21 protein-coding genes are annotated in these 25,102 nt (G+C 68.1%); 10 read left to right on the top strand and 11 right to left on the bottom strand.

Translation table 11 applies throughout. From position 1 onward, the window contains the following. Positions 1–15 precede the first annotated feature (15 nt). The 6 genes from ACIGII_RS17160 to ACIGII_RS17135 all read right to left on the bottom strand — a co-directional run bounded on the left by ACIGII_RS17160 (position 16) and on the right by ACIGII_RS17135 (position 6,092). Complete coding sequence (locus ACIGII_RS17160) at positions 16–378, bottom strand: hypothetical protein (RefSeq protein WP_399640183.1); 363 nt, start codon at positions 376–378, stop codon at positions 16–18. Positions 379–477: 99 nt separating this feature from the next. Then, on the bottom strand, positions 478–1,773 hold the full coding sequence (locus ACIGII_RS17155; RefSeq protein ID WP_399640262.1) for an APC family permease: 1,296 nt from the start codon (positions 1,771–1,773) through the stop codon (positions 478–480). Further along, complete coding sequence (locus tag ACIGII_RS17150; protein ID WP_399640180.1) at positions 1,770–2,582, bottom strand: L,D-transpeptidase; 813 nt, start codon at positions 2,580–2,582, stop codon at positions 1,770–1,772. The genes ACIGII_RS17155 and ACIGII_RS17150 overlap by 4 nt, the downstream gene beginning before the upstream one ends. Positions 2,583–2,599: 17 nt before the next feature. Then, positions 2,600–3,448: a MurR/RpiR family transcriptional regulator gene (locus ACIGII_RS17145; protein WP_399640177.1), complete on the bottom strand. Its 849-nt coding sequence runs from the start codon at positions 3,446–3,448 to the stop codon at positions 2,600–2,602. Positions 3,449–3,543: 95 nt separating this feature from the next. Beyond that, positions 3,544–4,650 carry a dipeptide epimerase gene (locus tag ACIGII_RS17140; protein ID WP_399640175.1) on the bottom strand — a complete coding sequence of 369 codons (1,107 nt, stop codon included), beginning with the start codon at positions 4,648–4,650 and terminating at the stop codon, positions 3,544–3,546. Beyond that, entirely contained in the window at positions 4,650–6,092 is a 1,443-nt protein-coding gene (locus ACIGII_RS17135) for an SH3 domain-containing protein (protein WP_399640173.1), read from the bottom strand. The genes ACIGII_RS17140 and ACIGII_RS17135 overlap by 1 nt, the downstream gene beginning before the upstream one ends. 131 nt (positions 6,093–6,223) lie before the next feature. Here ACIGII_RS17135 and ACIGII_RS17130 point away from each other — a divergent pair, with 131 nt between their 5' ends. From ACIGII_RS17130 to ACIGII_RS17090, 9 genes are all read left to right on the top strand, one after another. Next, positions 6,224–7,705: a transglutaminase-like domain-containing protein gene (locus tag ACIGII_RS17130; protein WP_399640170.1), complete on the top strand. Its 1,482-nt coding sequence runs from the start codon at positions 6,224–6,226 to the stop codon at positions 7,703–7,705. A gap of 71 nt (positions 7,706–7,776) precedes the next feature. Further along, positions 7,777–10,803 carry a TonB-dependent receptor domain-containing protein gene (locus tag ACIGII_RS17125; RefSeq protein WP_399640168.1) on the top strand — a complete coding sequence of 1,009 codons (3,027 nt, stop codon included), beginning with the start codon at positions 7,777–7,779 and terminating at the stop codon, positions 10,801–10,803. Positions 10,804–10,877: 74 nt separating this feature from the next. Further along, the gene (locus tag ACIGII_RS17120) at positions 10,878–12,467 is read left to right on the top strand and encodes a serine hydrolase domain-containing protein (RefSeq protein WP_399640165.1); all 1,590 of its coding nucleotides are present in this window, start codon (positions 10,878–10,880) and stop codon (positions 12,465–12,467) included. After that, complete coding sequence (locus tag ACIGII_RS17115; protein WP_399640163.1) at positions 12,421–13,140, top strand: M15 family metallopeptidase; 720 nt, start codon at positions 12,421–12,423, stop codon at positions 13,138–13,140. Before ACIGII_RS17120 ends, ACIGII_RS17115 begins: the two co-directional genes overlap by 47 nt. Before the next feature lie 63 nt (positions 13,141–13,203). Continuing rightward, on the top strand, positions 13,204–13,581 hold the full coding sequence (locus ACIGII_RS17110; RefSeq protein WP_399640160.1) for a hypothetical protein: 378 nt from the start codon (positions 13,204–13,206) through the stop codon (positions 13,579–13,581). Positions 13,582–13,801: 220 nt separating this feature from the next. Further along, a complete protein-coding gene (locus ACIGII_RS17105) occupies positions 13,802–14,218 on the top strand; it encodes an EF-hand domain-containing protein (protein ID WP_399640158.1) in 417 nt (138 codons plus the stop codon). Positions 14,219–14,467: 249 nt separating this feature from the next. Then, entirely contained in the window at positions 14,468–15,217 is a 750-nt protein-coding gene (locus ACIGII_RS17100) for an HAD family hydrolase (protein ID WP_399640155.1), read from the top strand. Between the two features lies 1 nt (position 15,218). Further along, positions 15,219–15,773 carry a hypothetical protein gene (locus tag ACIGII_RS17095; RefSeq protein WP_399640152.1) on the top strand — a complete coding sequence of 185 codons (555 nt, stop codon included), beginning with the start codon at positions 15,219–15,221 and terminating at the stop codon, positions 15,771–15,773. Positions 15,774–15,979: 206 nt separating this feature from the next. Further along, complete coding sequence (locus tag ACIGII_RS17090) at positions 15,980–17,344, top strand: VOC family protein (RefSeq protein ID WP_399640149.1); 1,365 nt, start codon at positions 15,980–15,982, stop codon at positions 17,342–17,344. Between the two features lie 307 nt (positions 17,345–17,651). Here ACIGII_RS17090 and ACIGII_RS17085 read toward each other — a convergent pair whose 3' ends face one another. Beyond that, entirely contained in the window at positions 17,652–19,166 is a 1,515-nt protein-coding gene (locus ACIGII_RS17085; RefSeq protein ID WP_399640147.1) for an acetyl-CoA hydrolase/transferase family protein, read from the bottom strand. Between the two features lie 463 nt (positions 19,167–19,629). Between ACIGII_RS17085 and glnE the strand changes: the two genes are divergently transcribed. Further along, positions 19,630–22,446 (top strand): bifunctional [glutamate--ammonia ligase]-adenylyl-L-tyrosine phosphorylase/[glutamate--ammonia-ligase] adenylyltransferase, encoded by a 2,817-nt coding sequence (gene glnE / locus ACIGII_RS17080; protein ID WP_399640144.1) that lies wholly within the window; start codon positions 19,630–19,632, stop codon positions 22,444–22,446. 21 nt (positions 22,447–22,467) lie between these two features. Here glnE and ACIGII_RS17075 read toward each other — a convergent pair whose 3' ends face one another. From ACIGII_RS17075 to ACIGII_RS17060, 4 genes are all read right to left on the bottom strand, one after another. After that, complete coding sequence (locus ACIGII_RS17075) at positions 22,468–23,022, bottom strand: queuosine precursor transporter (protein WP_399640141.1); 555 nt, start codon at positions 23,020–23,022, stop codon at positions 22,468–22,470. A gap of 196 nt (positions 23,023–23,218) precedes the next feature. Next, on the bottom strand, positions 23,219–23,743 hold the full coding sequence (locus tag ACIGII_RS17070; RefSeq protein ID WP_399640138.1) for a hypothetical protein: 525 nt from the start codon (positions 23,741–23,743) through the stop codon (positions 23,219–23,221). Positions 23,744–23,798: 55 nt separating this feature from the next. Beyond that, positions 23,799–24,677: a DUF2145 domain-containing protein gene (locus ACIGII_RS17065; RefSeq protein WP_399640135.1), complete on the bottom strand. Its 879-nt coding sequence runs from the start codon at positions 24,675–24,677 to the stop codon at positions 23,799–23,801. Between the two features lie 141 nt (positions 24,678–24,818). Then, positions 24,819–25,031 (bottom strand): hypothetical protein, encoded by a 213-nt coding sequence (locus ACIGII_RS17060; RefSeq protein WP_399640133.1) that lies wholly within the window; start codon positions 25,029–25,031, stop codon positions 24,819–24,821. Positions 25,032–25,102: the final 71 nt, after the last annotated feature.

Here is a 25,102-nt window from a genome sequence, read left to right as displayed (position 1 = left end):
CACGCGCGCGCTGGGTCAGGTACCGCGCGGGACGCCCTTGTCCAGGTGGGCCTGGTGCAGGGCAGTGGATTCGTCCCAACCGCGGCGGACCGCGTTGCGGGCCTGGGCCCAGGTCAGTTTGCTGGTGGCCTGTTCGCGGGCCCAGCGCGATTCCAGCTCCGCCTCCACCTGCTCGTAGGCGTCGATCACTTCATCGGCGCGGGTACGGCTGTGGCGCGAGCTGTAGCCGAGGTAATAGGCCGGCTCGTAGTCTTCGAATGCCAGGGTGCTTTCGTAGTACGGCTCGGCGCTGAAGCGCTCGCGCCAGTAATCCGAGACCGCTTCGCGCGGCACGCCGTCTTCCGGCACCCGGCCGGGAATCTGGTAGTCAGGGCTCATGTGGGGCTCCGGTTGGGTGAGGCATCAACGTACCCGGGGGCCGGTTAACGCGGTGGGCGCGTGGGGTGAATGCTGGATCAAGGAACGTGGTGACGTTAGTCACCCTTCCTGCTTGCGCGGCAACAGGTAGATCACCGCGCCCACCGCGAACGCGATCAGGGCCGCAGCGATGTTCTGCCAGCTGGCACTGGCGAACAGCGCCAGGCACAACACCAGCGCCAGGATTGGAATCAGCGGGCCGCCCGGCAGCTTCAGCGCGCCGGGCCGGTCGCGGAAGCGCCGCGCCAGCACGATTACGGCCGCCGCCGTGCCGATGTAGGCGAACAGGCGCGTGGTCATCGACAACAGCGCCAGCTGCACGAACGAACCGGACAACGCCAGCGCCAGCGCGATCAGGCCCTGGGTCACGATCGCCGCGGCCGGCGTGCGGAAGCGCGGGTGCACCTGCGCCAGCAGCTTCGGCCCGTAGCCATCGCGGGCCAGCGCGAACAGGAAGCGCGGCCCCATCATCATCGTGTTGCTGTTGGTGCCCAGGATCGAGATCGTCGCCCCTACCGTGAGGATCAGCGCCAGCGCTTCACCGCCAAATCCGGCCGCGGCATCGGCGAGCGGCGTAGCCGACTGCGCCAGCCCCGGCAGCGTGCCCTGGGCGATGAACTGCACCGCACCGTAGATCACCGTCACCGTGATGATCATGGTGATCAGCGCGAACGGAATATCCCGGCGCGGGTTGCGGTACTCGCCAGCGGCGGCCGGGATGTTCTCGAACCCGGCGTAGGCATACAGCAGCAGCAACGCCGCCTCGCCCATCCGCTGCAGGTCGTGCGGGTCCGGACGCGTGCCGGAGAACGCCAGGTCGGTGTCCACGTAGAACGCGCCGATCGCCACGAACAGCAGCAGCGGCACCAGCTTGCCGACCACCAGGACCACCCCGGTGCGTGCGGCCGAGCGCACCCCGGCCACGTTCACCGCGGTCAGGAACCCCAGCGACACCACGATGATCGCCACGCGGCCCAGGTCGTGACCGGCCCACGGCCAGAACCGTGCCACCGCATCGGCCAGTGCGTTGCTCAGCGCCGCCGCCGAACTGATCCGGGTCAGCCAGATCATCCAGCCGATCTCGAACCCGGCAAAGCGCCCGAACGCCTCCCGCGCATACAGGTAACTGCCGCCGGGTTCGTCGAAGTAACTGGCCGCCTGCGCGTAGCACAGCACCAGCAGCGCCACCACGATGCCCGCCGCCACCACGCCCCACAGGCTGAACGGTCCCAGCAGCAGCACGGTCGCCGCCGGCAGCAGGTAGATACCGCTGCCGATCACATCGTTGATCGACAGCCCCACGATCTGCCAACGGCTGACCGCACGTTCCAGCTGCGGTTCGGGCGGCGCGCTCATCGCGCCGCCTCGGACCGCGGCGGCAGCGTCGGCAGTGCCCATGGACGCTGCAGGCGCTGGTACTGCGCGCGCGGCAGCAGCACGAAGATCGGCTTCTGCGCCGGGTCCAGCCACTTCAGCAGGGCGCGCATGTGCTCGGGCTGCATCGCCGTGCAGCCGGCGGTGGCCTCGCCCGGCGAGCGCCACAGGTGGGCGAAGATGCAGCTGCCTTTGCCCGCTTCGCCGCCCGGGTTGTGCTCGATCACGAAGCCCTCGCGATAGCGCACGTCCCCCTGGTTGTGCAGGTCCAGCCGCATCGGTTCAGTGGAGCCTTCCACCGCCTCCGCCCCGACCACCTCGGCATCGACGATGCGGTTGTAGTACTTCGAATCCGGGACATCCATGCAGTAGGAGCTGGCCAGCATCGGCTGGTAGGGCAGGGCAGTCTCCGCCTTGGCGGCATACCCGAACGCAGTGCCCAGGAAGAACATGCCGGCCGGGCTGCGGCCGTCGCCTTCCTGCTTGATCGGGTCGCCGGGCTGCTGCGCGCCTTCGTCGGTCGGGTTGGGCCGCAGGCCCACGCCCCAGGCGCTGCCGTTGCGGCCCACCGCGACCGCGAACGGCGCCCCTTCCGCCTGCCAGCCCTTGGCATCATCGGCATAGGTGTAGGCCTGCAGCGAGCCGCGGGTGGCGTCCCAGCCGTCGGTGGTGACCACGATCATCTGGCGGGTGTTCTGCACCAGCGGCACGGGCGGCGGGGCCATTGCGGCAGCGGGCAGGGTGCCGGCAACCAGCACGGCGGCAACAGCGGAACGCAGCAACGACAGCATCGGGCACACTCCGGGAATCAGGTGTCGATCAGGTGTTCGATCCGTTCCAGGTTCACCCCGAGCTGGCGGTGGCGGTCCGGGTTGGCGTGGCAGAGCAGCACGAACACGAAGTCCAGCAGCGACTGCAAGGCAGAACGGTACAACAGTTGCGCCACGTGCGGCGCCGGGTCGTGCGCGCACACCACCAGCGCCGCGTCGGCGTGCGCGCGCAGCGGGTTGGCGCTGTGGCGGGTGATCGAGACTACCTTGCCCCCCATGTCCTGGAACTGCCGCGACAGCTGGAACAGCTGCGGCAGCTTGCCGAACTCGGAAAACACCAGCAGCACGTCGCCCGGGCGCGCCGCCGACAGGTTGGCCATCATCAGGATCGGGTCGGCGTGGTGCCCCGTGAGCATGCCCAGCAGTGACAGCCGCATCGCGAACTCCCGCGCGTACAGGCCATCGTCGCCCAGCCCGTACACGAACAGCTTGGGCGCCCCGTCGATCAGCTGCACGATGGTTTCCACATCCGCCTGCGGGTTGGCCAGCCGGGTTTCCTCGTCGGCAGCGGTGCGGCTCAGGCGCAGGCGTTCGGCCAGCTGGTCGTAATCGTTGGCGGGTGCCGCGGTGGGCGGGTGGGCGCCGGGGCCGTTGCCGGCGCGGGCCACCGCCTGGCCGATGGAGTATTTCAGGTCCGGGTAGCCCTTGAAGCCCAGCTTCTGGCTGAACTTGACCACGCTGGACTGGCTGATCCCCAGCGCGCTGGCCAGCTGCTGCGAGGAGTAGTCGCGCAGCAGGTGTGCGTTGTCCAGGATGAAGTCGGCGATGCGGCGTTCGATCGCCGACATGTGGTCACGCTCGGAGCGGATTTTCACCAGGGGCGGCATGGACAGCGCATCATTTCCAGTAGAGCCACGCCTGCGTGGCTGGGATGAATCCGGGTGCACCAACGCCACGACAGACGTGGCGCCACGAAAGCAGGTTACCAGCGCGGCGGCTTCAGCATTTCCAGTCCCCGCACCTCGGTGATGCCCAGCCCCGGCGCATCGCTGATGGTGATCTCCGACTCGTTGAACTGCACCCCGCCGGTGACCGGGTTGAACTGCCCCAGCGACGGGCCGTCCAGGTCCACCTTGGTGATGATCTCGCTCTTGGCCACCGCCAGGTGCACCGCCGCGGCCACGCTGATGCTCGATTCGATCATGCAGCCGATCATGCACGGCACCCCGTAGATGGCGGCGATGTCGGCAATCCGGATCGCGTTGGACAGTCCGCCGGTCTTCATCAGCTTGATGTTGATGATGTCGGCCGCACGCTGCTGGATCAGGTCGAACACCTGGCCGGGGTTGAACACGCTCTCATCGGCCATCACCGGCGTGTTGACCCGGTCGGTCACGTACTTCAGCCCGCTGATGTCGGCCGCCTTCACCGGTTGCTCCAGCAGCTCCAGCACCACCCCGGCTTCCTCCAGGCTGCGCATGGCGTGCACCGCCTGCTTGGCGGTCCAGCCCTGGTTGGCATCCAGCCGCAGCAGCGCGCGGCCCTGCACCGCGGCGTGGATCGCCTTGACCCGTTCGATGTCCAGCCCGATGTCCTTGCCGACCTTGATCTTCAGCGACTCGAACCCGCGCTCGATCGCCGACAGCGAATCGGCCACCATCTTGTCGATGTAGTCCACGCTGATGGTGATGTCGGTGGTGATGACCGGGTCGCCACCGCCCAGCATCTGGTACAGCGGCGCATCGTGCAGCTGCGCCCACAGGTCGTAGACCGCGATCTCCACCGCCGCCTTGGCGCTGGTGTTGCGCTCCATCGACGACTGGATCAGCGCGCAGATGCGGTTGAGGTTGGCCACCTCCTGGCCGACCAGGCGCGGTTTGATGAAGCGGTCGATGGCCTCGATGATCGAACCGTGGGTGTCGCCGGTGATTACCGCGGTGGCGGGGGCTTCACCATAGCCGGTATGGCCGCTGTCGGTGCGTACCAGCACCACCACGTCTTCCACCGTGTCGACGGTGCGCAGTGCGGTCTTGAACGGTGTCTTCAGCGGCACGCGCAGCATGCCAAGTTCGATGTCGGTGATTTTCATCAAGGAGTCTTTGGCCGGATGCGCTGGATGTTGGTGATGCGGTCGATGTAGCTCACGGTGTCGCTGGCCATCATCGGCTGCAGCGGGGTGACCGACACGCCGTTGAGGTGGGCCTGCACGCGGCGGCCGTCCGCGCCGAACCAGCTGCCGCCGGCGGTGTCGTGGATCATCCACGTCTGCCCGTCCAGCTGGCCGATGGTGACCATCACGTGGCCGGGAATGTAGACCAGGTCGCCCACTTCCAGCTGCTGCACGGCCGCGTTGCGCCTGGCCTTGCCGTCCTTGTCGCTGAAGGCGATGCGGTCCAGCGCCGGGCTCACCGCCTGCGCGCTGGTATTGCGCGGCACCAGCACCCCGAAGCTGCGGTAGATCTCCGAAACGAAGCCGCTGCAGTCGCGGGTGTCGTAGGCATGGCCCCAGCCGTAGCGCTCGCCCAGGAACTTGAACGCCTGGGTGAGCACGTTGCGTGGGGTCAGGGGCAGGTAGTCGCTGGCGGTGTCCTGCGAACGCGGCAGCAGCGCCGGCACCAGCGCCAGCGTGCCATCGGCATTGCGCACCGGCAGCTGCACCACGTGCGCGGCGTGCGCCTGCTGGCCGTTCACGGTCTGGTTGAGCGGCCAGTCGGCCAGCACCGGCACGCGCACGCCCATCTCCAGCTGCAGCCGCGACACGCGCGGCTCTTCCGGGGTGAATGCGGTGAAGGCGGTGGCGCCGGTCACCACCCGGTAAGGACCGTGCTGGCCGTAGCCGAACACGGTGTCCGCGCTGCCGATGCCGACGAAGCGCTTCTCGATCCACGCCGAATAGCGCTCGCTGGTGACGAACAGCCATTGGCCGTCGGCGCTTTCATGCAGCACCGCCACCGCGTCGCCGGGGAACAGCGCCGATTCCTGGAAACGGTCGATATCGGTGTCGCCCTGCGCGGTGAAGACCCGCAGCGCGGTTGGGAACGCACGCAGCGCCGCGCGGTGGGTGACCAGCCCGTACTGCAGCGGCCGCTCGGCGGGAATGGACGCCAGGGCCAGGTTGGCCTCGATGGCGGTGCGCGCGCTGGCGGGAATCGGCTGCTCGTCTTCGCCGAACAAGGGCTTCGTCGGCCAGCGCGACAGCGCCTGGATGTCGGCCAGCACCCGCGCACGCGTCAGCCGGGCCGGGAGCGCGCGCAGGTCATGGATGGAGTCGTCTTCAGCGCGCATCCGCGTGTTCTGCGCGGCAATGCCGGCGCGATCCAGGATCACCCGGTCGGCATCGGGTAGCCGCGCCGCCCAGAACGCCGGGTCGAGGTAGGCCTCGCGCAACCCGGTCACGCCGCCGAAGGCGGCTGGCGGCGCAAAGGGCGCGTCGGCCCAGGTCGCGCCGGCGGGCAACAGCATCAGCGCCGCCAGCAGGGCACGCGCCGGCCACGCAGGCCGCACGGGGCGGCGGGGGGAAGCCTGGATCATGGAGCGGTCACCCTCCTCGAAAGCGTCAGGAATATTTATTCCTTTTTCCAGCGAAAGCAAGAATAAATTATTGACCACCTGTCAGGCCCGTGTTACACAGCGATTACCACCTGCACCTGGGAAGTGTCGCCGTGGATCTGCCCATACGCAAACCGCGTTCTGCCTCGACCTTCGCCCGGCGCGCCGCGACGGCGTGCCTGCTGCTGGGCATTGCCTCGGCCGGGGCGCAGGGGCCGGCGCTGGATGCGGTGGTGGCGCAGATCGACCACGGCGACTTTGCCGCTGCCGATGCCCGCATCGCTGCGGCCATCCACGACCCCGCGCTCAGTGAAGACGCACGCGCCGCCTTTGCGTTCCAGCGCGAGCGGATGCGCCGCATGCGGCTGGACTTCACCCTCGACGAAGCGGCCGCCAAGGCGCTGGTGCGCAAGCAGATCCCGGACCTGCGCGATGACGAGTTCGCGCGCTGGGATGCCGCCGGGCTGATCGAACACCTGGATATCGACGGTGAACGCCGCTACTTCAAGCGCGCGCCGGCCAACCTGTTCCGGGTCAGCGCCGAAGCCAAGGCACGCCGCGCACCCAACGTCCCACTGCCGGTGGATGGCCCGTACGAGAACCTCGCCCCGCACCATGAAGAAGTGATCGCGGCGGCCAAGGCCAGCGGCGCCCGCAGCGTGGTGCCGCGCCGTGTGGAAGTCACCCAGTCGATCACGGTCAAACCCGATGCCGTGCCCGCCGACGAACTGCTGCAGGCATGGATTCCTTACCCACGGGCCATTCCCGGCCAGCAGGAAGACATCAGCTGGATCGGCCCCAAAAGTGGCGCACTGATCGCGCCCGAAGCAGCCCAGCAGCGCACCGTCCATCTGCAGCAGAAAGCAGTGGCCGGCAAGCCGACCCGCTTCGAGATCCGCTACGCCGTCACCGTCTACGCCCGCCACGTTGAGATCGATCCGGCCAAGGTGCTGCCCACGCCGGCCGATGCGGCGTTGCAACCCTATTTGGCCGAACAGCCACCGCACGTGGTGTTCACCCCGGCGTTGCGTGCGTTCTCACAGCGCGTGGTCGGCAATGAAACCAACCCGTACCGCATCGCCCAGAAGCTGTTCGACGCGGTGGACCAGATCCCGTGGGCCGGTGCACGCGAATATTCCACCATTTCCAACATCAGCGATTACGCCCTGCACGCCGGCCATGCCGACTGCGGCCAGCAGACGCTGCTGCTGATTGCGCTGCTTCGCCTGAACGGCATTCCCGCGCGCTGGCAGTCCGGCATGGTCTATTCCGATGACGCGGTGGGCTACAACAACCTGCATGACTGGGGCGCGCTGTACCTGGCCCCGTATGGCTGGGTGCCGATGGATGTCACCACCGGCCGCCTGAAGAGCGCCGACCCGGCGCTGCGCGACTTCTACTTCGGTGGGCTCGATGCCTACCGCATCGCCTTCAACGACGATTTCCAGCAGCCATTCCAGCCGGCCAAGCGCCATCCGCGCTCGGACACCGTCGATTCGCAGCGCGGTGAAGTCGAGTGGTCCGGCGGCAACCTGTATTTCGATCAATGGAATTACGACTTCCAGTCGCACGTCGCGCCGGCAACGGCGCGGTAGCACCCCACCGTTGGTGGGGTGACGTCGCCCATCAACATCAGTGATTTCACCCTTGAAGGAGAGAGCAGGGAATGAAAGCGAACGGTTTGAAGCGGGCGGCGCTGTGCGTCGCGTTGGGGGCGTGCCTGGGCAGCCTGCTGCCTACGGTGGCGGTGGCGCAGGCCGTCAGCGGCGCCGTCGCCGGCCGTGCCAGTGCCGGCGACCAGGTCACCGTGGTCAGCACCAGTACGGGGCAGACCCGCACGGTCACCGCGAACGCGGACGGCAGCTACCGCCTCGGCCAGCTGCCGGTGGGCGACTACCAGCTGCAGCTCAGCCGCGAGGGTCAGCCGCTCGGTGAGCCGGTCGCGGTCAGCGTGGCGATCGGCGGCACCACCACCGTGAACCTGGGCAGCAGCGGTGGGGTGGTCAACCTCGACGCGCTGCAGGTGGTGGGCACGCGCGTGGTCAACCGGGTGGACGTGTCCACCACCGAAACCTCGTTCAACGTCAACCGCCAGGAGCTGCAGCGCCTGCCGGTGGCGCAGGATCTCTCCGCCGTGGCGCTGCTCGCCCCCGGCGTGGTGGGTGGCAATTCCACGTTCGGCGGCCTGTCGTTCGCCGGCTCGTCGGTGGCCGAGAACGCCGTGTTCATCAACGGCCTCAACGTGACGGACATGTACACCCGACGCGGCTTCTCCAGTGCCCCGTTCGCGTTCTTCAACGAGTTCCAGGTCAAGACCGGTGGCTACTCGGTGGAGTTCGGCCGTTCCACCGGCGGCGTGATCAACGCCGTGACCCGCTCGGGCAGCAACGAGCTCAAGGGCGGCGTGGAGATCACCGCCGAGCCCAGCGCCTGGCGCTCCAGCGGCCGCGACCACTTCCACCGCGACGGCACCCTGCATTCCTACGCGAGCCGCGACGACAGCTCGTTCTTCAAGACCAACGTGTGGGGCTCCGGCGCACTGGTGCAGGACAAGCTGTTCCTGTTTGCGATGTACGAAGACCGCAACGACAGCGGCCACAACACCTCCAACGACGCGCTGACCTGGTTCAAGAATGAAGCTGACAATGGCTTCTGGGGCGCCAAGCTGGACTGGAACATCACCGACAACCACAGCCTGGCGCTGCTGGCGTTCTCCGACGAGGGCGACGTCACCAACGGCTCGTACAACTACGACTGGGACGAGAACCAGATCGGCGCCTGGGGCGGCGATTCGGTCACCGAGACCGGCGGCCGCAACTACTCGGCCACCTATACCGGGCATTTCGGCGAAACCTTTACCGCCCGCGCCATGGTCGGCCAGAACAACCAGCGCGCGTTCACCTTCTCCTCGCTGGATGAAGCCTGCAGCCCGGTGTTCACCGACGCCAGCTACGCCCCGCGTCTGGGCCAGCTCAACGGCCTGCGCCCCGGTTGCCATCCCACCGGTGCGGCCGTCGCCGAGCGCGACGACACCCGCGACGTGGCCCGCCTCGACTTCGAATGGCAGCTGGGTCGCCACCTGCTGCGCTTCGGCGTGGACCGCGAGCTGATGACCACCGAACAGGCCACCCGCTACCCGGGCCCGACCCAGCTCGCCTACACCGCCTACGTGGCCCGCCCCGGTGATGAAGTGTGGGACGGCGCCGGCGCCTACGTGCCAGCAGGCGTTACCGAGATGCTGCGCGCCCGCAACCGCGTGTCCGGCGGCACCTTCGAAACCGAAGCCAACGCCTTCTACCTCGAAGACATCTGGAACATCACCCCCAACCTCATGCTCAACCTGGGCGTGCGCTGGGACCGCTTCGAAAACCGCACCGCCGATGGCGACGCCTTCATCAAGATGGACGACCTGATCGCGCCGCGCGTGGGCTTCTCCTGGGACGTGAAGGGCGACGCCACCACCAAGCTGTTCGGTAACGCCGGCCGCTACTACCTGCCGGTCACCAACAACATCAATGTCAACTTCGCCGGTGGGCTCACCGACGAATACTCCTACTACGTGTTGAATGGCTGGCAGCAGCAGGCCAACCCGGTCACCGGCGCGCCGTACGCGGCGCCCATCATCGGCCAGCAGATCGGCCCGGTCGACACGCGCATGAACACCGGTGCGGCCGACCTGCGCCAGAGCGTGGACCGCGACCTCAAGGCGGTCTACCAGGACGAATACATCCTCGGCTTCCAGAGCATGATCAACCAGGCCTGGTCGTGGGGCGTCAATGCCACCTACCGCACCATGGACCGCGCGCTGGACGACCTGCGCCTGAACTACACGCCGTGCGGCCCGACCGGCACCACCCTGTGGCCGATCGCCAACCCGGGTGAAAGCCTGACCATCTGGGGCGATTCCAGCATCGGCTGCGCCACCGAAGGCTGGATCACCATCGACACCGCCAACAGCGGCTACCGCAAGGGCGGCAGTGGCGAAGTGGTTGGCTATTCCAAGCCCAAGCGCACCTACAAGGCGCTGGAATTCCAGCTCGACCGTGGCTGGGACGAGAAGTGGCTGTTCAACGCCTCCTACCTGTGGTCGCGCAGCGACGGCAACTTCGAAGGGCCGGTCAACTCCGATACCGGGTATGGCGACACCGGCATGGTCCAGCACTGGGACCACCCGTCCAACAACGAACGTTACGGCGTGCTGTTCAATGACTTCCGCCACCAGTTCAAGCTGCGCGCGGCGTACGCCCTCAACGAGCAATGGTCGTTCGGCACCACCCTGCAGGTGCAGTCCGGCGGCCCGATCACCGCCTTCGGCGTGATGTGGCCGGGCGACACCGTGGCCGGCGGCAGCACCTCCAACGAAAGCGGTGGCGGTGGCACCGGCTGGCTGTGCGTGGCCAACTGTTCCGGCCCGTACGACCAGCGCCAGTTCGAATACACCCCGCGCGGGGCGTACGGCCGCTTGCCGTGGACCTGGACCATGGGGGCCAACGTCACCTGGCGGCTGCCGGTGGAGGGCATCGACCTGAGCGTGCGGCTGTCGGTGTTCAACCTGTTCAACAACCAGACCGTCATCAACGTGCACCAGCGTTACGAAGCCCAGCCGGGCCAGTACCGCGAGACCACCTTCAACACCGGCACGCGCTGGCAGGCCCCGCGCTACACCCAGCTGATGGCAACCTGGAACTTCTGACCGGAAGGCGGGTGCTGGCCACCCGCCTTCCCCCGGTAGGTGCCGACCGTTGGTCGGCACGCTCTGGAACCCCCATGCCAACCCTGCATCGCTCACTGCTCCTTCTGCTGCTCCCGTTCACCGTTGCGTCCGCACACGCCTCACCCGCGGCAACGTTCGACCCCATGCTCCACGCCACCGTCCAGCACTACCCTCTTCCCGGCATCGCCATGGCCGTGGTCGACAACGGCGAGGTGGTATTCACCGGCACGCGGGGCGAACGCCGCGCCGGCAGCGGCGAGCCCATCGACGCCGACACCCTGTTCAAGATCGCCTCCAACAGCAAGGCGATGACCGCCGCCGTGCTGGCGCGCCTGGTCGACCGCGGCGCGCTGAAGTGGGACGACCCGGTCATCAAGCACCTGCCGCAGTTCCGCATGCATGACCCGTGGGTCACCGAACACATGCAGGTCCGCGACCTGCTCATCCACAACAGCGGCCTGGGCCTGGGGGCCGGCGACCTGATGCTGTGGCCCGAGCCCAACGCGTTCACCCGCGCCGACATCATCGCCGGGCTGGCCCACCTCAAGCCGGTCACCAGCTTCCGCAGCGGCTACGCCTACGACAACCTGATGTACGTGGTGGCCGGTGAAGTAGCCGCCGCCGCCGGGGGCAAACCGTATGACCAGCTGCTGCGCGAGGAACTGTTCGAGCCACTGGGCATGACCCGCTGCCAGGCCGGTACGTGGTCGGTGGCCCAGGTAGGCAACGTCGCCCAGCCACACGCACCGCGCGAGGGGCGCAACGTCGTGGTCAACCCGGATGCCGAGATCGCCCCGGACCTGACCTCCCTGGCGGCCGGTGGCATCCGCTGCAGCCTGCGCGATATGACCCGCTGGATGCAGGTGCTGCTCGATCCCGGCCTGGTGCCGGACTGGCTCAGCGACACGCAGCGCCGCGCGCTGTGGACCGCGCACATGCCCATGCCGCTCGGCGAACGCCAGCGCCGTTGGGACAACGCGCATTTCTCCGCCTATGGCTACGGCTGGCGCCTGTCGGACATGGACGGGCAGTGGAAGGTCGCCCACACCGGCACGCTGTCGGGCATGTATTCCTCGCTCGCGCTGCTGCCCGACCGAAAGGTCGGCGTGGTGATCCTGATCAACGGCGAAGGCGAAGACGCCCGCACCGTGCTCATGCAGACCGCGCTGAAGTCTTTCACCGCACCGGCGCAGCAGCAGACCGTCGCCGGCTACGCCGCACAGCTCCAGGCCGAAGCGGCCCACCGCCACGCCGCCGGCCACGTGCGCCCAGACACCACCGCCCGTAAACGCGTAGCGCCACGCCCTGCGTGGCTGAGCGGCGCCGGCCATTCCGCAGCCGCGCAGGGCCTAGCCGTACAAGGCCTGTATCGCGACCCCTGGCTCGGCCAGGCCCGTCTCTGCCCGGAGCACGACACCCTGCGCTTCAGCGTGGACAAATCACCGCGTCTGCGTGGCACCGTGATGCAGGTCGATATGCGCTGGTTGGTGCAGTGGGATACGCTCGGTGCAGACGCCGAACCCTGGCTGCAGGTGCAGCCGGGCAGCCCGCCCACGCTCACCCTGCGTGCGATCGATCCGGATATCGACTTCAGCTATGACTTCCAGGACCTGCATTTCACTCGCATCGGCGATTGCCCTTAGCCTGCTCGGCGCGGTGCAGGCCAGCGCGCAGGCGGTGAAGATCGCCCCGGCACGCACCACTGGACAGGCCGGCCTGGTCGACATCACCCAGCTGGCTCCTGGCATCCGGCTCGACATGCGCTACGCCACCGCCAACAACTTCACCGGTCGCCCGGTCCCGGGCTATGACGCACCCAAGTGCTTCCTGCTGCGCCCGGCGGCCACCGCGCTGGCCCAGGTCGACGCCGACCTGCGCGCGGAGGGCTACGCGGTGCAACTGTTCGACTGCTACCGCCCCGCGCAGTCGGTACGCGCCTTCGTGGCCTGGGCCCACGATCCACGGGAGCAGTCGCGCAAGGCCATCCACTACCCCGACCTGGACAAGCCGGCGCTGCTGGGCGACTACATCGCCGAAACCTCCGGCCACAGCCGGGGCGCCACCGTCGACCTCGGCCTGCTCGACTGTCGCAGCGACCCGTGCACCCCGGTCGACATGGGCACCGATTTCGACTTCTTCGGTCCGCGCGCGCATACCGACGCGCCCGAGGCCACCCCACATCAGCACCGCAACCGGCATACCCTGCTGCAGGCCATGCAGCGCCGGGGCTTTGCCAACTACCCGCAGGAGTGGTGGCACTTCACCCTCACCCCCGAGCCGGGTCCGCGCACCGCCTTCGACGTGCCGGTGCGCTGAGCTGCCGCCCGTCGCGGCCCGGTGCGCCGCTACAATGCGCGCTCACCGACTGCCTGGACCACGATGAACCTGCCGCTGCACTTTGGATTGCTGGGCACGCTGGAAGCCGGGCTGATCGCCCTGCTGGTCGGCCTGCTGGTGTACGCGCTGTGGCAGTGGCTCTGCCGGTGGGCGGGCTGGTCGTTGGGCCATGCCGTCGGCTGGGCCAGTGTCATCGCGGTGGTGGTCTCCACCGTCATCGATGCATGGAAGCTGTTCTACATGGGCATCGTGCGTCTGGAGTCGCCGCTGTACGCGCGGTTGTACCTGGCCACGATCCACGACCCGAACGAACTGGGCTCGCGCGTGGTGCTGGAAGTGGCCGGGGCATTGGGCGGTGTGGCCTTGGGCTGGCTTATGTTCAGTTCGCGCTCAGGCGAAAAAAGCGCCAGCAACGAGTGAGATTTCGTTCGCATCCGGTTAAATCCGGTGTCATTGAATGGGCGTCTTACCAACCGCTCACCCGTACGTAACCAGTGCGGTAATGGAGCGCTGCGTAGCGGTGGTTAAGAGCGCGTGCGGGCGCCGATCGGCGCGCAAGATCGATTCACAAACGGGCTGGCAGTGTGGGGCCGTGCGGAAAACAACGAGCCGCGCACCATCCCCAAAGGAGACCACCCACATGACTATTCGCAACCGCAAGCCCCTGATCGCCCTGATCGTCGCCGCAGGCAGTGTGCTGGCCATTCCGGCGATGGCGCAGACCGCCCAGCAGAGTGCAGCGCAGGCCCAGACCCAGGCCGCGCAGGCCCAGCAGTCGGCGGCGCGGGCAAGCGACGCGGCTGACGCGGCGAGCGGCGCGGCCGCCCAGGCCTCCGCGCAGGCCGGTGGCGGCGGTGGCCAGACCTGGGCCAGCGTCGACACCGACGGCGACGGCGCCATCAGCAAGACCGAGGCCCAGGTGAACGCCGGCGTTGCCCAGGTGTTCGACCAGGCCGACACCAACAAGGACGGCAAGCTCACCCCGGACGAGTACAAAGCCTACGTAGCCGCCCAGCAGGGCGCCGCCGCCGGCGGCAACGCCGCCCCGGGCCGTTGAACCACGGCGCGGACGCCGTCCACGCCCCCCGGGCGCTGACCCACCACGCGTCCGCGCCGCCCCCGGTCACGCCGCCCCGGGTCACTCCGCCCCGGGTGGCGCCGCCCCCGGTAGTGCCGACTGTCAGTCGGCAAAACCATCCGAAGCCGATAACCGAGCAGCAACCTTGAAACCGCTGCACAACGGTGAACGGTCAGGAAGGGCGGCTTGGGCCGCCCTTCCTTCTTTTCGGCTTGGTATCCTTCCCCGATGATGACCTCCCTGCCCACGCCCCACGGCGCCATTGGTCTGGTTGGTTTTGACGGTGACGACACGCTGTGGAAGAGCGAGGACTATTACCGCAAGGCCGAGCTGGAATACCTCAACATCCTGGCGCGCTACATCGACGTGCACGACACCGCCACCGCGCGCCACCTGCTCGATGTACAGCAGCGCAACCTCGGCGTGTTCGGCTACGGCGTCAAGGGCATGACCCTCTCGATGCTCGAAGCAGCCATAGAAATCACCGAACAGAAGATCGCCGCGCGCGACCTGCAGCTGATCCTCGACATCGGCCATGAAACCCTGCGCCACCCGGTCGAGCTGATCGACGGCGTACGCGAATCAGTGGCCGAGATCGCCCGCGACTACCCGGTGGTGCTGATCACCAAGGGCGACCTGTTCCACCAGGAGGCCAAGATCAAGGTTGCCAACCTGCGCGACCTGTTCCCGCGCATCGAGATCGTGTCCGAAAAGGACCCGGAAACCTACGCGCGCGTGCTGGAAGAATTCGACCTGCCGATGGAGCGCTTCGTCATGGTCGGCAACTCGCTGCGGTCGGACATCGAACCGGTGGTCACCCTCGGCGGCTGGGGTATCCACACCCCGTATGCACTGACCTGGGCGCATGAAACCCAGCACGGTGTGGCCGCCGACGAGCCGCGCATGGTGGAAGCGCCTACCGCCTTCGACTGGCCGCAGGCCCTGCGCGCCATCGAAGCCAAGGCGGCAGGCGGCTGAGGTGAAGCGCCTGCGCCTGCTGCTGGTTGCACTGCTGCTGTGGCTGCCGCTGCTGGCGGCCGCGCAGCAGACCGCCGAGGAATCGGACGCCTACCAGGTCGCCACCGGCGATGCCTGGGTCGACACCCAGCTGCAGGACATCAACCGCTATGCCGAACGCTACCCGGAGAGCTTCCTCGACGAAGTGTCGCGTTACGCCGGCGTATCGCGCGATTACATCGCCGCGCTGTTCTACACCCACGGCTGGCAGGCCGGCGATATCTACTTCGGCTGCTTCTGGGGCAAGGTGACCGAACATTCCTGCCGCGACAGCGTCAAAGCGTGGTCGCAGGCGGTCCCGGAAGAAGGGCAGCCCAAGCGCTGGGCCGACGTCGTCGCCGACATGCCGGTCACCCCGACCAACCTGCACTGGCGCGCCCTGCGCCACGCCATCGTGGCCAGCCACGACCACTGGGACCGCCCGGTAACGCTGGACGCCACCCTGAAAGGCCAGCTCGGCGACCGCGCCAAGCGCGACCGGGCGGCCACCGACGCCGCCACCCGACGCGACCGCTGACGCAGGCCGCCGCACCACCGCCGCCATGGCGCCCGCATTCGACGACGGCATGACCTCCGGCGAGATCGGGTTTTGCTTGTGATCGTGGTCATGCGGTACCGGTCTCCAACGCCGCCCGCATGTTGCTCTGCACCTCGCCGGCTCCGCTCCGCTGCGCGACAATACGCGCCTGCTTTTCCCTTTCGTGTTCCAGTGCCGAGTACGTGATGAGCGCCGACCGTTTCGTTTCACCCGACGATATCCGCAGCCTGTTCGCCCAGGCCATGTCCACCATGTACCGCACCGAAGTGCCGCTGTACGGCACCCTGGTCGACCTGGTGGCCGAGATCAACGACGCCGTGCTCACCGACAACCCGGCCCTGGCCGCGCAGCTCGAGCGCAATGACGAACGCGCGCGGCTGGCCCAGGAACGCCACGGCGCCATCCGCGTGGGCACCGCCGAGGAACTGGCCACGCTGGGCCGCCTGTTCGCGGTGATGGGCATGCACCCGATCGGCTATTACGACCTCTCCGTGGCCGGCGTGCCGGTGCATTCCACCGCGTTCCGCCCGCGCACCGCCTTGGCGCTGGCCGCCAATCCGTTCCGCGTGTTCACCTCGCTGCTGCGGCTGGAACTGATCGAAGACGAAACGCTGCGAGAGGAGGCCGCACGCATCCTCGCGCGCCGCCGCATCTTCACCGACGACGCGCTGGCCCTGATCGAACAGGCCGAGCGCGACGGTGGCCTCGGCGAAACCGACGCCCGCCGCTTCGTGCTGGCCGCACTGGAAACCTTCCGCTGGCACAGCGATGCCACCGTCTCGCTGGCCACCTACAACGCGTTGAGCAACGCGCACCGGCTGGTGGCCGACGTGGTCAGCTTCCGCGGCCCGCACATCAACCATCTCACCCCGCGCACGCTGGACATCGACGCCGCCCAAGCTGGCATGCTCGCCCGTGGCATCGACGCCAAGGCCGTGGTCGAAGGTCCGCCGCCGCGTCGCTGCCCGATCCTGCTGCGCCAGACCAGCTTCAAGGCGCTGGAGGAAGCGGTGAACTTCCCGCACGGCGAGGGCGGCGATGCCGGCACCCATACCGCGCGCTTCGGCGAAATTGAACAGCGCGGCCTGGCCCTCACCCCGAAGGGACGCGCGTTGTACGACCAGCTGCTGGCCCAGGCGCGCGACGCCGGCGGCGCCGGCAGCACCGGGCAGGATTACCCGACCCGCCTGGCTGCGGCGTTCGCCGGCTTCCCGGACGACCACGACACCCTGCGCCGCGAAGGGCTGGGCTACTACCGTTACGCCCTCACCGACGCCGGTCGGGCCGATCCGTCGGCCGTGGCCGACCTGCCGGCCGAAGCACTGGTAGCCGCCGGCCTGGCCAGTGCCGACCCGATCGTCTACGAAGATTTCCTGCCGGTCAGCGCGGCAGGTATTTTCCAGTCCAACCTGGGCGGCGAAGAACAGCGCGCCTACGCCGCGCACGCCAACCGCGATGCCTTCGAGCAGGCATTGGGCAAGAAGGTGGAAGACGAGTTCGCCATCTACGAGCGCCTGCAGCAGGAATCGCTGGACAGCCTGCGCAGGTGATGGCGTGCATGCGCCACGACCAACGGTCGTGGCCTACCGGAACACGCCAACCCGGTAGGTACCGACCGTTGGTCGGTACATGGCATCAACGCGCCACCCCCGGTAGGTACCGACCGTTGGTCGGTACATGGCCTCAACGCGCCACCCCCGGTGGGTACCGACCGTTGGTCGGTACATGGCCTCAACGCGCCACCCCCGGTAGGTACCGACCGTTGGTCGGTACATGGCCTCAGGCGCTCGATTTCGTGCCAACGTGCGCTGCGAAAAAAAAAACGCCGGGAATTCCCGGCGTTCTCATTTCACTCCATCACACCTTCATCGTGCCCGTATCCAACCACCGCTGGTGCCACGACAACGCCTCCGGCAACAGGTGCGGGGTGTGCTTGCCGTAACTGTCCCGGCTGGCGCGTTCGAAATAATCATTCAACTGATCGCGGAACGCCGGGTGCGCGCAGTTGTCGATCACCGCACGCGCACGCTTGCGCGGCGGCAATCCGCGCAGATCCGCCAGCCCCTGTTCGGTCACGATCACCGACACATCGTGCTCGGTGTGGTCCACATGGCTCACCATCGGCACGATCGCCGAGATGGTGCCATTCTTCGCCGTGGACGGACTCAGGAACGCCGACAGGAACCCATTGCGCGCGAAGTCCCCGGACCCGCCAATGCCGTTCATGATCCGCGTGCCCATCACATGGGTGGAATTGACGTTGCCGTACAGATCCACCTCGATCATCCCGTTCATGCCGATGCAGCCCAGCCGGCGCACCAGCTCGGGATGGTTGGAGATCTCCTGCGTACGCATGATGATGCGCTCGCGGTAGAAATCGATGTGCTCCTTGAACGTCTCATTGGCCTGCGGGCTCAGCGCGAAGCCCGTGCACGACGCATAGCTCAGCACGCCATCGCGCAGCAGGTCCAGCATGCCGTCCTGGATCACCTCGGTGAACGCGCTCAGGTCGCGGAACCCGCTCTTGGCCAGGCCGGCGAGCACCGCATTGGGAATGTTGCCCACGCCGCTCTGCAACGGCAGCAGGTTGGCCGGCAGGCGCCCACGCGCCACCTCGTGTTTCAGGAACTCGATCAGGTAGGCGGCGATCTGCTCGCTGGTCTGGTCGATCGGACTGAACGGGCTGTTGCGGTCCGGTCCGTTGGTGCGCACCACCGCGACGATCTTGTCCGGGTCGCAGCGCAGCGCGGTTTCGCCGATGCGGTCATTGCCGTGGATCAGCGGAATCGGCTTGCGATGCGGCGGCAGTGCGGTGCCATAGTAGATGTCGTGCATGCCGTCCACGCCGGCCGGCTGCCAGTCGTTGACCTCCACGATCACCTTTTTCGCCAGGTCCAGCCAGGTCTTGTTGTTGCCTACCGAGGTGGACGGCACCAGCGAACCGTCTTCGCGGATCGCCGACACTTCGATCACCGCGGTATCGATCTCGCCGTAGAACCCGAACCACACATGCTGCGCGACGTGGCTGAGATGGATGTCGATGTAATCCAGCAGGCCCGCATTGATGCGGTTGCGCGCGTCCGGGTCGCTCTGGAACGGCATGCGCATGGCGATGCCGTCGGCCTTTGCCAGCGCGCCATCCAGTTCCGGCGCGGTGGACGCGCCGGTCATCAGGCTGATCTGGAAGGGCAGGTTGTCGGCGTGGAACGCCTCGATGCGCTGCGCCAGGGCGACCGGTACCGCCTTGGGATAACCAGAACCGGTGAAACCACTCATGGCCACGGTTTCACCGGGCTGAATGAGCGCCGCCGCGGCCTCGGCCGAAACGACCCGGTCGCGCAGACGCGCGTTGGCAATGCGATCAACGGACATGACGGCTACGTTTTGTGGGGGATATTCATTATCCGCCATACCACCCCGATCCCGGGTGCGACCAAGGTGGAATGGCGTTATTCGGGACCATGCCTTCCTATTCAGTTAAATGATGGCATCTGTACCCGCCAGTATTGTTTTGCAGTGCAGCGTGCAAGTTGTTCGCGGAGCCTAGAAGATCGCCCTGCATCCCGACGTGGGGGAGGGAGCAGAGCCCGCTGGCAGTTCGCTGCAAGCGGGCTTTTTTATGCCTGGATTTTGGGGAAGGGGCTATTCATCGTTCCAGTTGCCGTCGATCCGTTCGGTGTGTAGGTGGAGTTCGTGGAATCTGCGGTTGCCGGGGCTGCGCAGTTACGTATGGCGTGGCTTTTCCTGTATCTGGCACCGCGATGACACGCCATGCGTGTCCCACGGAACGGATCATCGCCCGACGACCCCCCACGGCCCCATGCATAATCCCTGCATGCCGATTTCCGCCGATGCCGTCCCCACCGCCCTCGTCCCCCTGGTCGACCGCGCGATCGCCCGCCTTGCGCTCAGCCTGAACGACTCAGGGTCGTGGCCGCCGCCGGAACCGGTCCTGGCCCAGCTGCGCCTGCTCGCGGTCACCAGCGACTTCGCCATCGACACCCTGTGCCGACAGCCCGCACTCCTGTCGCAATTGACCCAAAACGACTGCCCTCCGCTGCCACTTCCGGAACTCGATCCGCAGCAGCCCGCGGACTGGCCGGCGCGCCTGCGCCGCTACCGCACTGCCTGCTCCACCCGGCTGATCTGGCGCGACCTGGAAGGCCTGGACGACGTGCCCGCCACCCTGGCCGGGGCCACGCGCCTGGCCGAGGACTGCCTGGGCCTGGCGCTGGCCGCGCTGGAGCAGGAATTCGCCACCCGCCACGGCGTGGTCCGCGCCGCCGACGGCAGCGCCCAGCAGCTGGTGGTGTTCGGCCTGGGCAAGCTCGGCGGCGGCGAACTCAACTTCAGTTCCGACGTCGACCTGGTCTACGCCTACCCGCAGGGCGGCGAATCCGACGGCCCGCGCCCGCTGGCGGCCGAGGAATACTTCGCCCGGCTTGGCCAGCGCCTGGCGCGCCTGCTCGACGACACCACCGTGGACGGCTTCAGCCATCGCGTCGACCTGCGCCTGCGCCCGTTCGGCAGCGCCGGCCGCGTCGCGCTGTCGTTCGCCGGCATGGACCAGTACTTCCAGCGAGAAGGCCGCGACTGGGAGCGTTACGCCTGGCTCAAGGCGCGCGCCGTCGCCGGCGACATCGCCGCCGGCGAAGCCTGGCTGCAGTCCCTGCGCCCGTTCGTGTACCGCCGCTACCTCGACTTCACCGCGCTCGACGGCCTGCGCGAGATGAAGGCGGCGATCACCGCCGAAGTCTCGCGCCGCGACATGTTCGACGACATCAAGCGCGGCCCCGGCGGCATCCGCGAAATCGAGTTCCTCGCCCAGGCCCTGCAGCTCATCCGCGGCGGCCGCGAAGCCAGCCTGCGCGAGCGCCGCCTGCTGCACGCGCTGCCCGCGCTGGTCGCCTGCGGCCAGATGGCCGCGCAGGACGGCGACGACCTGCTGCACGCCTACCGCTTCCTGCGCCGGCTGGAAAACCGCCTGCAGATGCTGCGCGACGCCCAGACCCACGCGCTGCCCGCCGATCCCACCGACCGCCTGCGCATCGCCGTGGGGCTGGGCTACGCCGACTGGGACGCGCTGGTGGCCGCGCTGGATGTGCAGCGCGAGCGGGTGAGCACCGAATTCGCCGCGCTGCTGGCCCCGCGCGCCGGGCAGGCCGCCCCGGACGCCCTGGCCAACTACTGGCGCGGCATGCCCGACCGCGGCGATGCCGAAGTACTGGCCAACGCCGGCTTCCACGACCCCCACGGTGCCGACCAGTCCCTGCGCGACTTCGCCCAGTCGCTGGGCGTGAAATCGCTCAGCGACACCGCCCGCGCGCGCCTGGACCGCGTGCTGCCCGCCCTGCTGCACGCCGCCACCCGCTCGCCGCAGCCCGACGCCGCGCTCAAGCGCGTGCTCGGCCTGCTGCAGGCCATCCTCCGCCGCACCAGCTACCTGGCGCTGCTGGACGAACAACCCAGCGCGCTCTCGCGCCTGGTCGACGTGCTCGCGCGCAGCGCGCTGCTGGCCGAACGCATCGCCGCCTACCCGCTGCTGCTGGACGAACTGCTCGACGTGCGTGTCTCCGGCCCCATGCCCGACGCCGACGCGATGCAGGCCGAGTGTGATGCCGCGCTGGCCGTGGACGACCCGGAGGCCGCGCTGCGCCTGCTCAACGAAACCCGCCTCGCCCTGAGTTTCCGCATGGCCCTGGCCACGCTGGACGGCCGCCAGCGCGCCGTCGACAGCACGCGCCAGCTTGCGCAGCTGGCGCAGGCGGTGGTGGTCACCGCGCTGGCGATGGCCGATGCGGACATGCGCCGCGCGCACGGCGAGGTGCCCGGCGGCCGATTCGCGATCATCGGCTACGGCAGCCTGGGCGGCCTGGAGCTCGGCTTCGGTTCGGACCTGGATCTGGTGTTCCTGCACGACCACCCGGCCGACCAGGACAGCAGCAACGGCGCGCGCCCGCTCGATCCGGGCCGCTGGTACGCGCGGCTGGCGCAGAAGGTGATGGCGCTGCTTGGCGCGGTCACCGCCGCCGGCCGCCTGTACGACATCGACGTGCGCCTGCGCCCGGACGGCGGCAAGGGTTCGCTGGTGTCTTCGCTGGCCAGCTACACCGAGTACCAGCGCGAGCGCGCGTGGACCTGGGAACACCAGGCGCTGGTGCGCGCACGCGGCATCGCCGGCGACGCCAGCCTGCTGGCCGACTTCGAACGCATCCGCGCCACCACCCTGGCCAAACCGCGCGAACGCGAGGTGCTGTACGCCGACGTCATCAAGATGCGCGGGCGCATGCGCGCCGAACTGGACCGCAGTGACGCCGCGCGCTGGGACCTGAAGCAGGGCGCCGGCGGCATCGTGGATCTGGAGTTCCTGCTGCAGACCGGGGTGCTCGACAGCGCCGCCAGCCACCCGCAGGTAGTGGAACCGCGCGACACCCCCAGCCTGATCGACCAGCTCGCCAGCATTGCCTGGTTGCCGGGCGGCACCCGCGAGGCGCTGCACGAAGCGCACGCCGCGTTGCTGGACGTGGGGTTGGCCTGCACCCTGGACAGACGGCCGCGGTTGGCAGTGCCCACGCCTGCCCTGGAAGAAGCGCAGCGCGTGATCACCGCGGCCTGCGAAGCGGCCGAACTGCCGTTCAACCCAGCCCCGTAGATCCACGCCCGGCGTGGATGCTCACGCCGTGCGCGGCGCCATCTTCCACAGCAACGCCCGGAACGGGGCCAGCAGGAACATGCCGATCGCCAGCTTCACCGCCAGGTCGCCCGCTGCCCAGCTCACCCACGGCAGGCTGGAGCCAGCGAACGCGATGCTCCAGAAGATCGTCGTATCCAATGTCGCACTGCAGGTCGTCGCCACCATCGGCGCGCGCCACCAGTGCCCGCGCCGCAACCGATCAAACACGGTGATGTCCAGCAGCTGCGCGGCAATGAACGCCAGGCACGAGGCCACCGCAATGCGCGGCGTCGCGATCCAGATCGACAGCACCACCGCCAGCGCGAACCCCGCCCACGCCACCCTGCGCGCCGCCGCCGGACCAAACCGGCGGTTGATCAGGTTGCTCACCAGGAACGCCACCGGGTAGCTGAAGGCGCCCCAGGTCAGCCAATCGTTGATCGGGTACTGCACCAGCACGTTCGAGCCCAGCACCACCGCGCCCATGGCCAGCACCGCCAGCAGCAGCGAGCGCGGGGTCAAGGGAGCGAACACGATGTCGGGGCGCGCGGTCATGGCGTACCAGGGGCAGGGCAGGGAAGCGGCGGATTATCCCCGCTCCGCGCCCCCGCAGCCACCCCGCGCCATTCACATGATGGATCAGGCCGACCCAATGATTCATCTCACAAATCGGCCCGACGCAACGAACCCTCTCACGGACCAACCCGACGCAATGAACCCTTGTAGAGCCGGGCTCTGCCCGGCTGCTCTCCTACCACCGCTCGCTGGAATTACCCGCCGCTGCATCGGTCGTGGGCAAAAACGCCAGCGCCGTGCCCTGCGCATCGGCCACCATCCACCCGGCACCGGCTTCGGTGGGCGTGAAGGCCAGCACATCGCCAGTTTTCAGCACCTGCGCCGGGTTGTCGTCGCGCGCCGGCCACTGCACCACGGCCAGGTCGTCAGGCGCCTCCGGGTTCTTCAACGCCACCTGGTAGGCACCATCAGCCTGCCGCTCCACCGTCTCCACGGTGAGCGGCGGCAACGGACCGGCCTTCGTGCCCGCGGCGCCAGGCCCCTTGCCCTTGGCCGCGCTGCGCCGCTCCGACCCCTTCGCCGACCCCTTGAAGCCCGCCGCCGTCAGCCAGATCGGCGCGGTAACCACCGCGATGCTCACGTAAGCGCTCAGCGCCGCGTAGCTCACCGACTGCTGGCTGGGGGTGAAGTGCTGCGCACCGGCCTGCGGTGCGGCAATGGCCACGCTCAGGGCCACGGCCAGGATCGAATAACGCTTCATGCCAACTCCTTCTGCAAAGGCGGTACCGGCAGCATGCCGGCATCGCGAAAAATCGTCACGGCTTGGGCGCCGCCATTCCCGCCACCGGCACATGCGCCACACCCAGCTCCTGCGCCAGCACCTTGCGCGCCTGCAGGAAATCAAACACCGATTCCACCGTTACCACCGAATAATTCCCGGAAACGCGCTCGCTGGCCGGGTGGTCGGTAGTGGCCGCATTGGCCGAGAAGAACCGCGCCCCCAGCCGCTTGCCCACCCCGATATGCAACGAACTGGGCTGGTACATCTGCTCCTTCAACCACGTCTGCACCTGCGCGCGTCGCACCAGCAACGTGCCATCGCGGGATTGCGCGATCGCCGCCGCCAGCACCTCCAGCACCCACTGGTTGGAGTTCTGGTACGCATCGCTGAAGGGGTAGGCCACCACGCTGTAGCGCGGTTCGTGCAGCGCCTTGGCCTGGATCGCAGGCGGCGTCAGCATCGCTTTCAATGCCGCGCGCACGGCCGGCGTCGGCACGCCGACGCGCAGGTCGGTATGCGTGCCGGTTTCGCCGATGAAGTTGCTCAGCCCCTCGCGGTACAGCGTGGATTCGGATGACTTGCAGTGGTTGAGCAGATGCACCGTGCGCCAGTTGCCATCGTCCTCGCGCACCGCGAAGGCCAGGTGGCTGTGGCGCAGGCCGTACCGGCTCAGGTCCTGGCCGCCGCGAGCGATGATGACCACATCGACGTCGTCGAGCGCTTCCAGCGCTTCATCGGCGCGCTGCGCCACATCGAACATCGATGCCAGCGCGGCCGGGGTCGGATGACGCTGCAGGCACTCGGGTTGTTGCGATTGCGCCTGCGCCAATGGCGCGGCCAGCCACAGCACGGCGCACAGCAGTGCAGGCAGCGCGATGCGCTTGATGGGCGGTGCGGGGCAGGGCAGGTCCATTGCAGTTCACTCTCCGGCGGTACGGGGCCGCGCCGGCATCATAGCCGTATCAGGCAGTGTGCCGACCAACGGTAGGGGTGAGGCGTAGTGACACCCCATGGGTGTCATCGCAGACCCAACCCCCTCGCATAATCACCCCATTCACCGGCTCAACTCCCGCGCACAGGGCTCGCTCACCGGCACCGGCGGATCCTCCGGCCAGCGCTCCTTCTTCTGCGCGTCCGTCCGCGGCGGCTGGTTGCGATACGCGGTGAGCTCCTTGTGGCAGCTCCACGACACCGCGTCCTGCCCGGTCGGCATGCTGGAACACCCAGCCATCACCATGACCATCACGCCCAACGCTGCACTACGCATGCACATCCTCCTTCCCTGGTGAATCTCGAATCTACCGCATCGTCGCCGCGTCAGCAGCCACGCACCCACCG

This window comes from Stenotrophomonas sp. NPDC077420, assembly GCF_044543385.1.
Lineage (GTDB): Bacteria > Pseudomonadota > Gammaproteobacteria > Xanthomonadales > Xanthomonadaceae > Stenotrophomonas.
The sequence above is the reverse complement of the archived record's forward strand: the minus strand, read 5'-3'. Positions and strand labels throughout refer to the sequence as shown.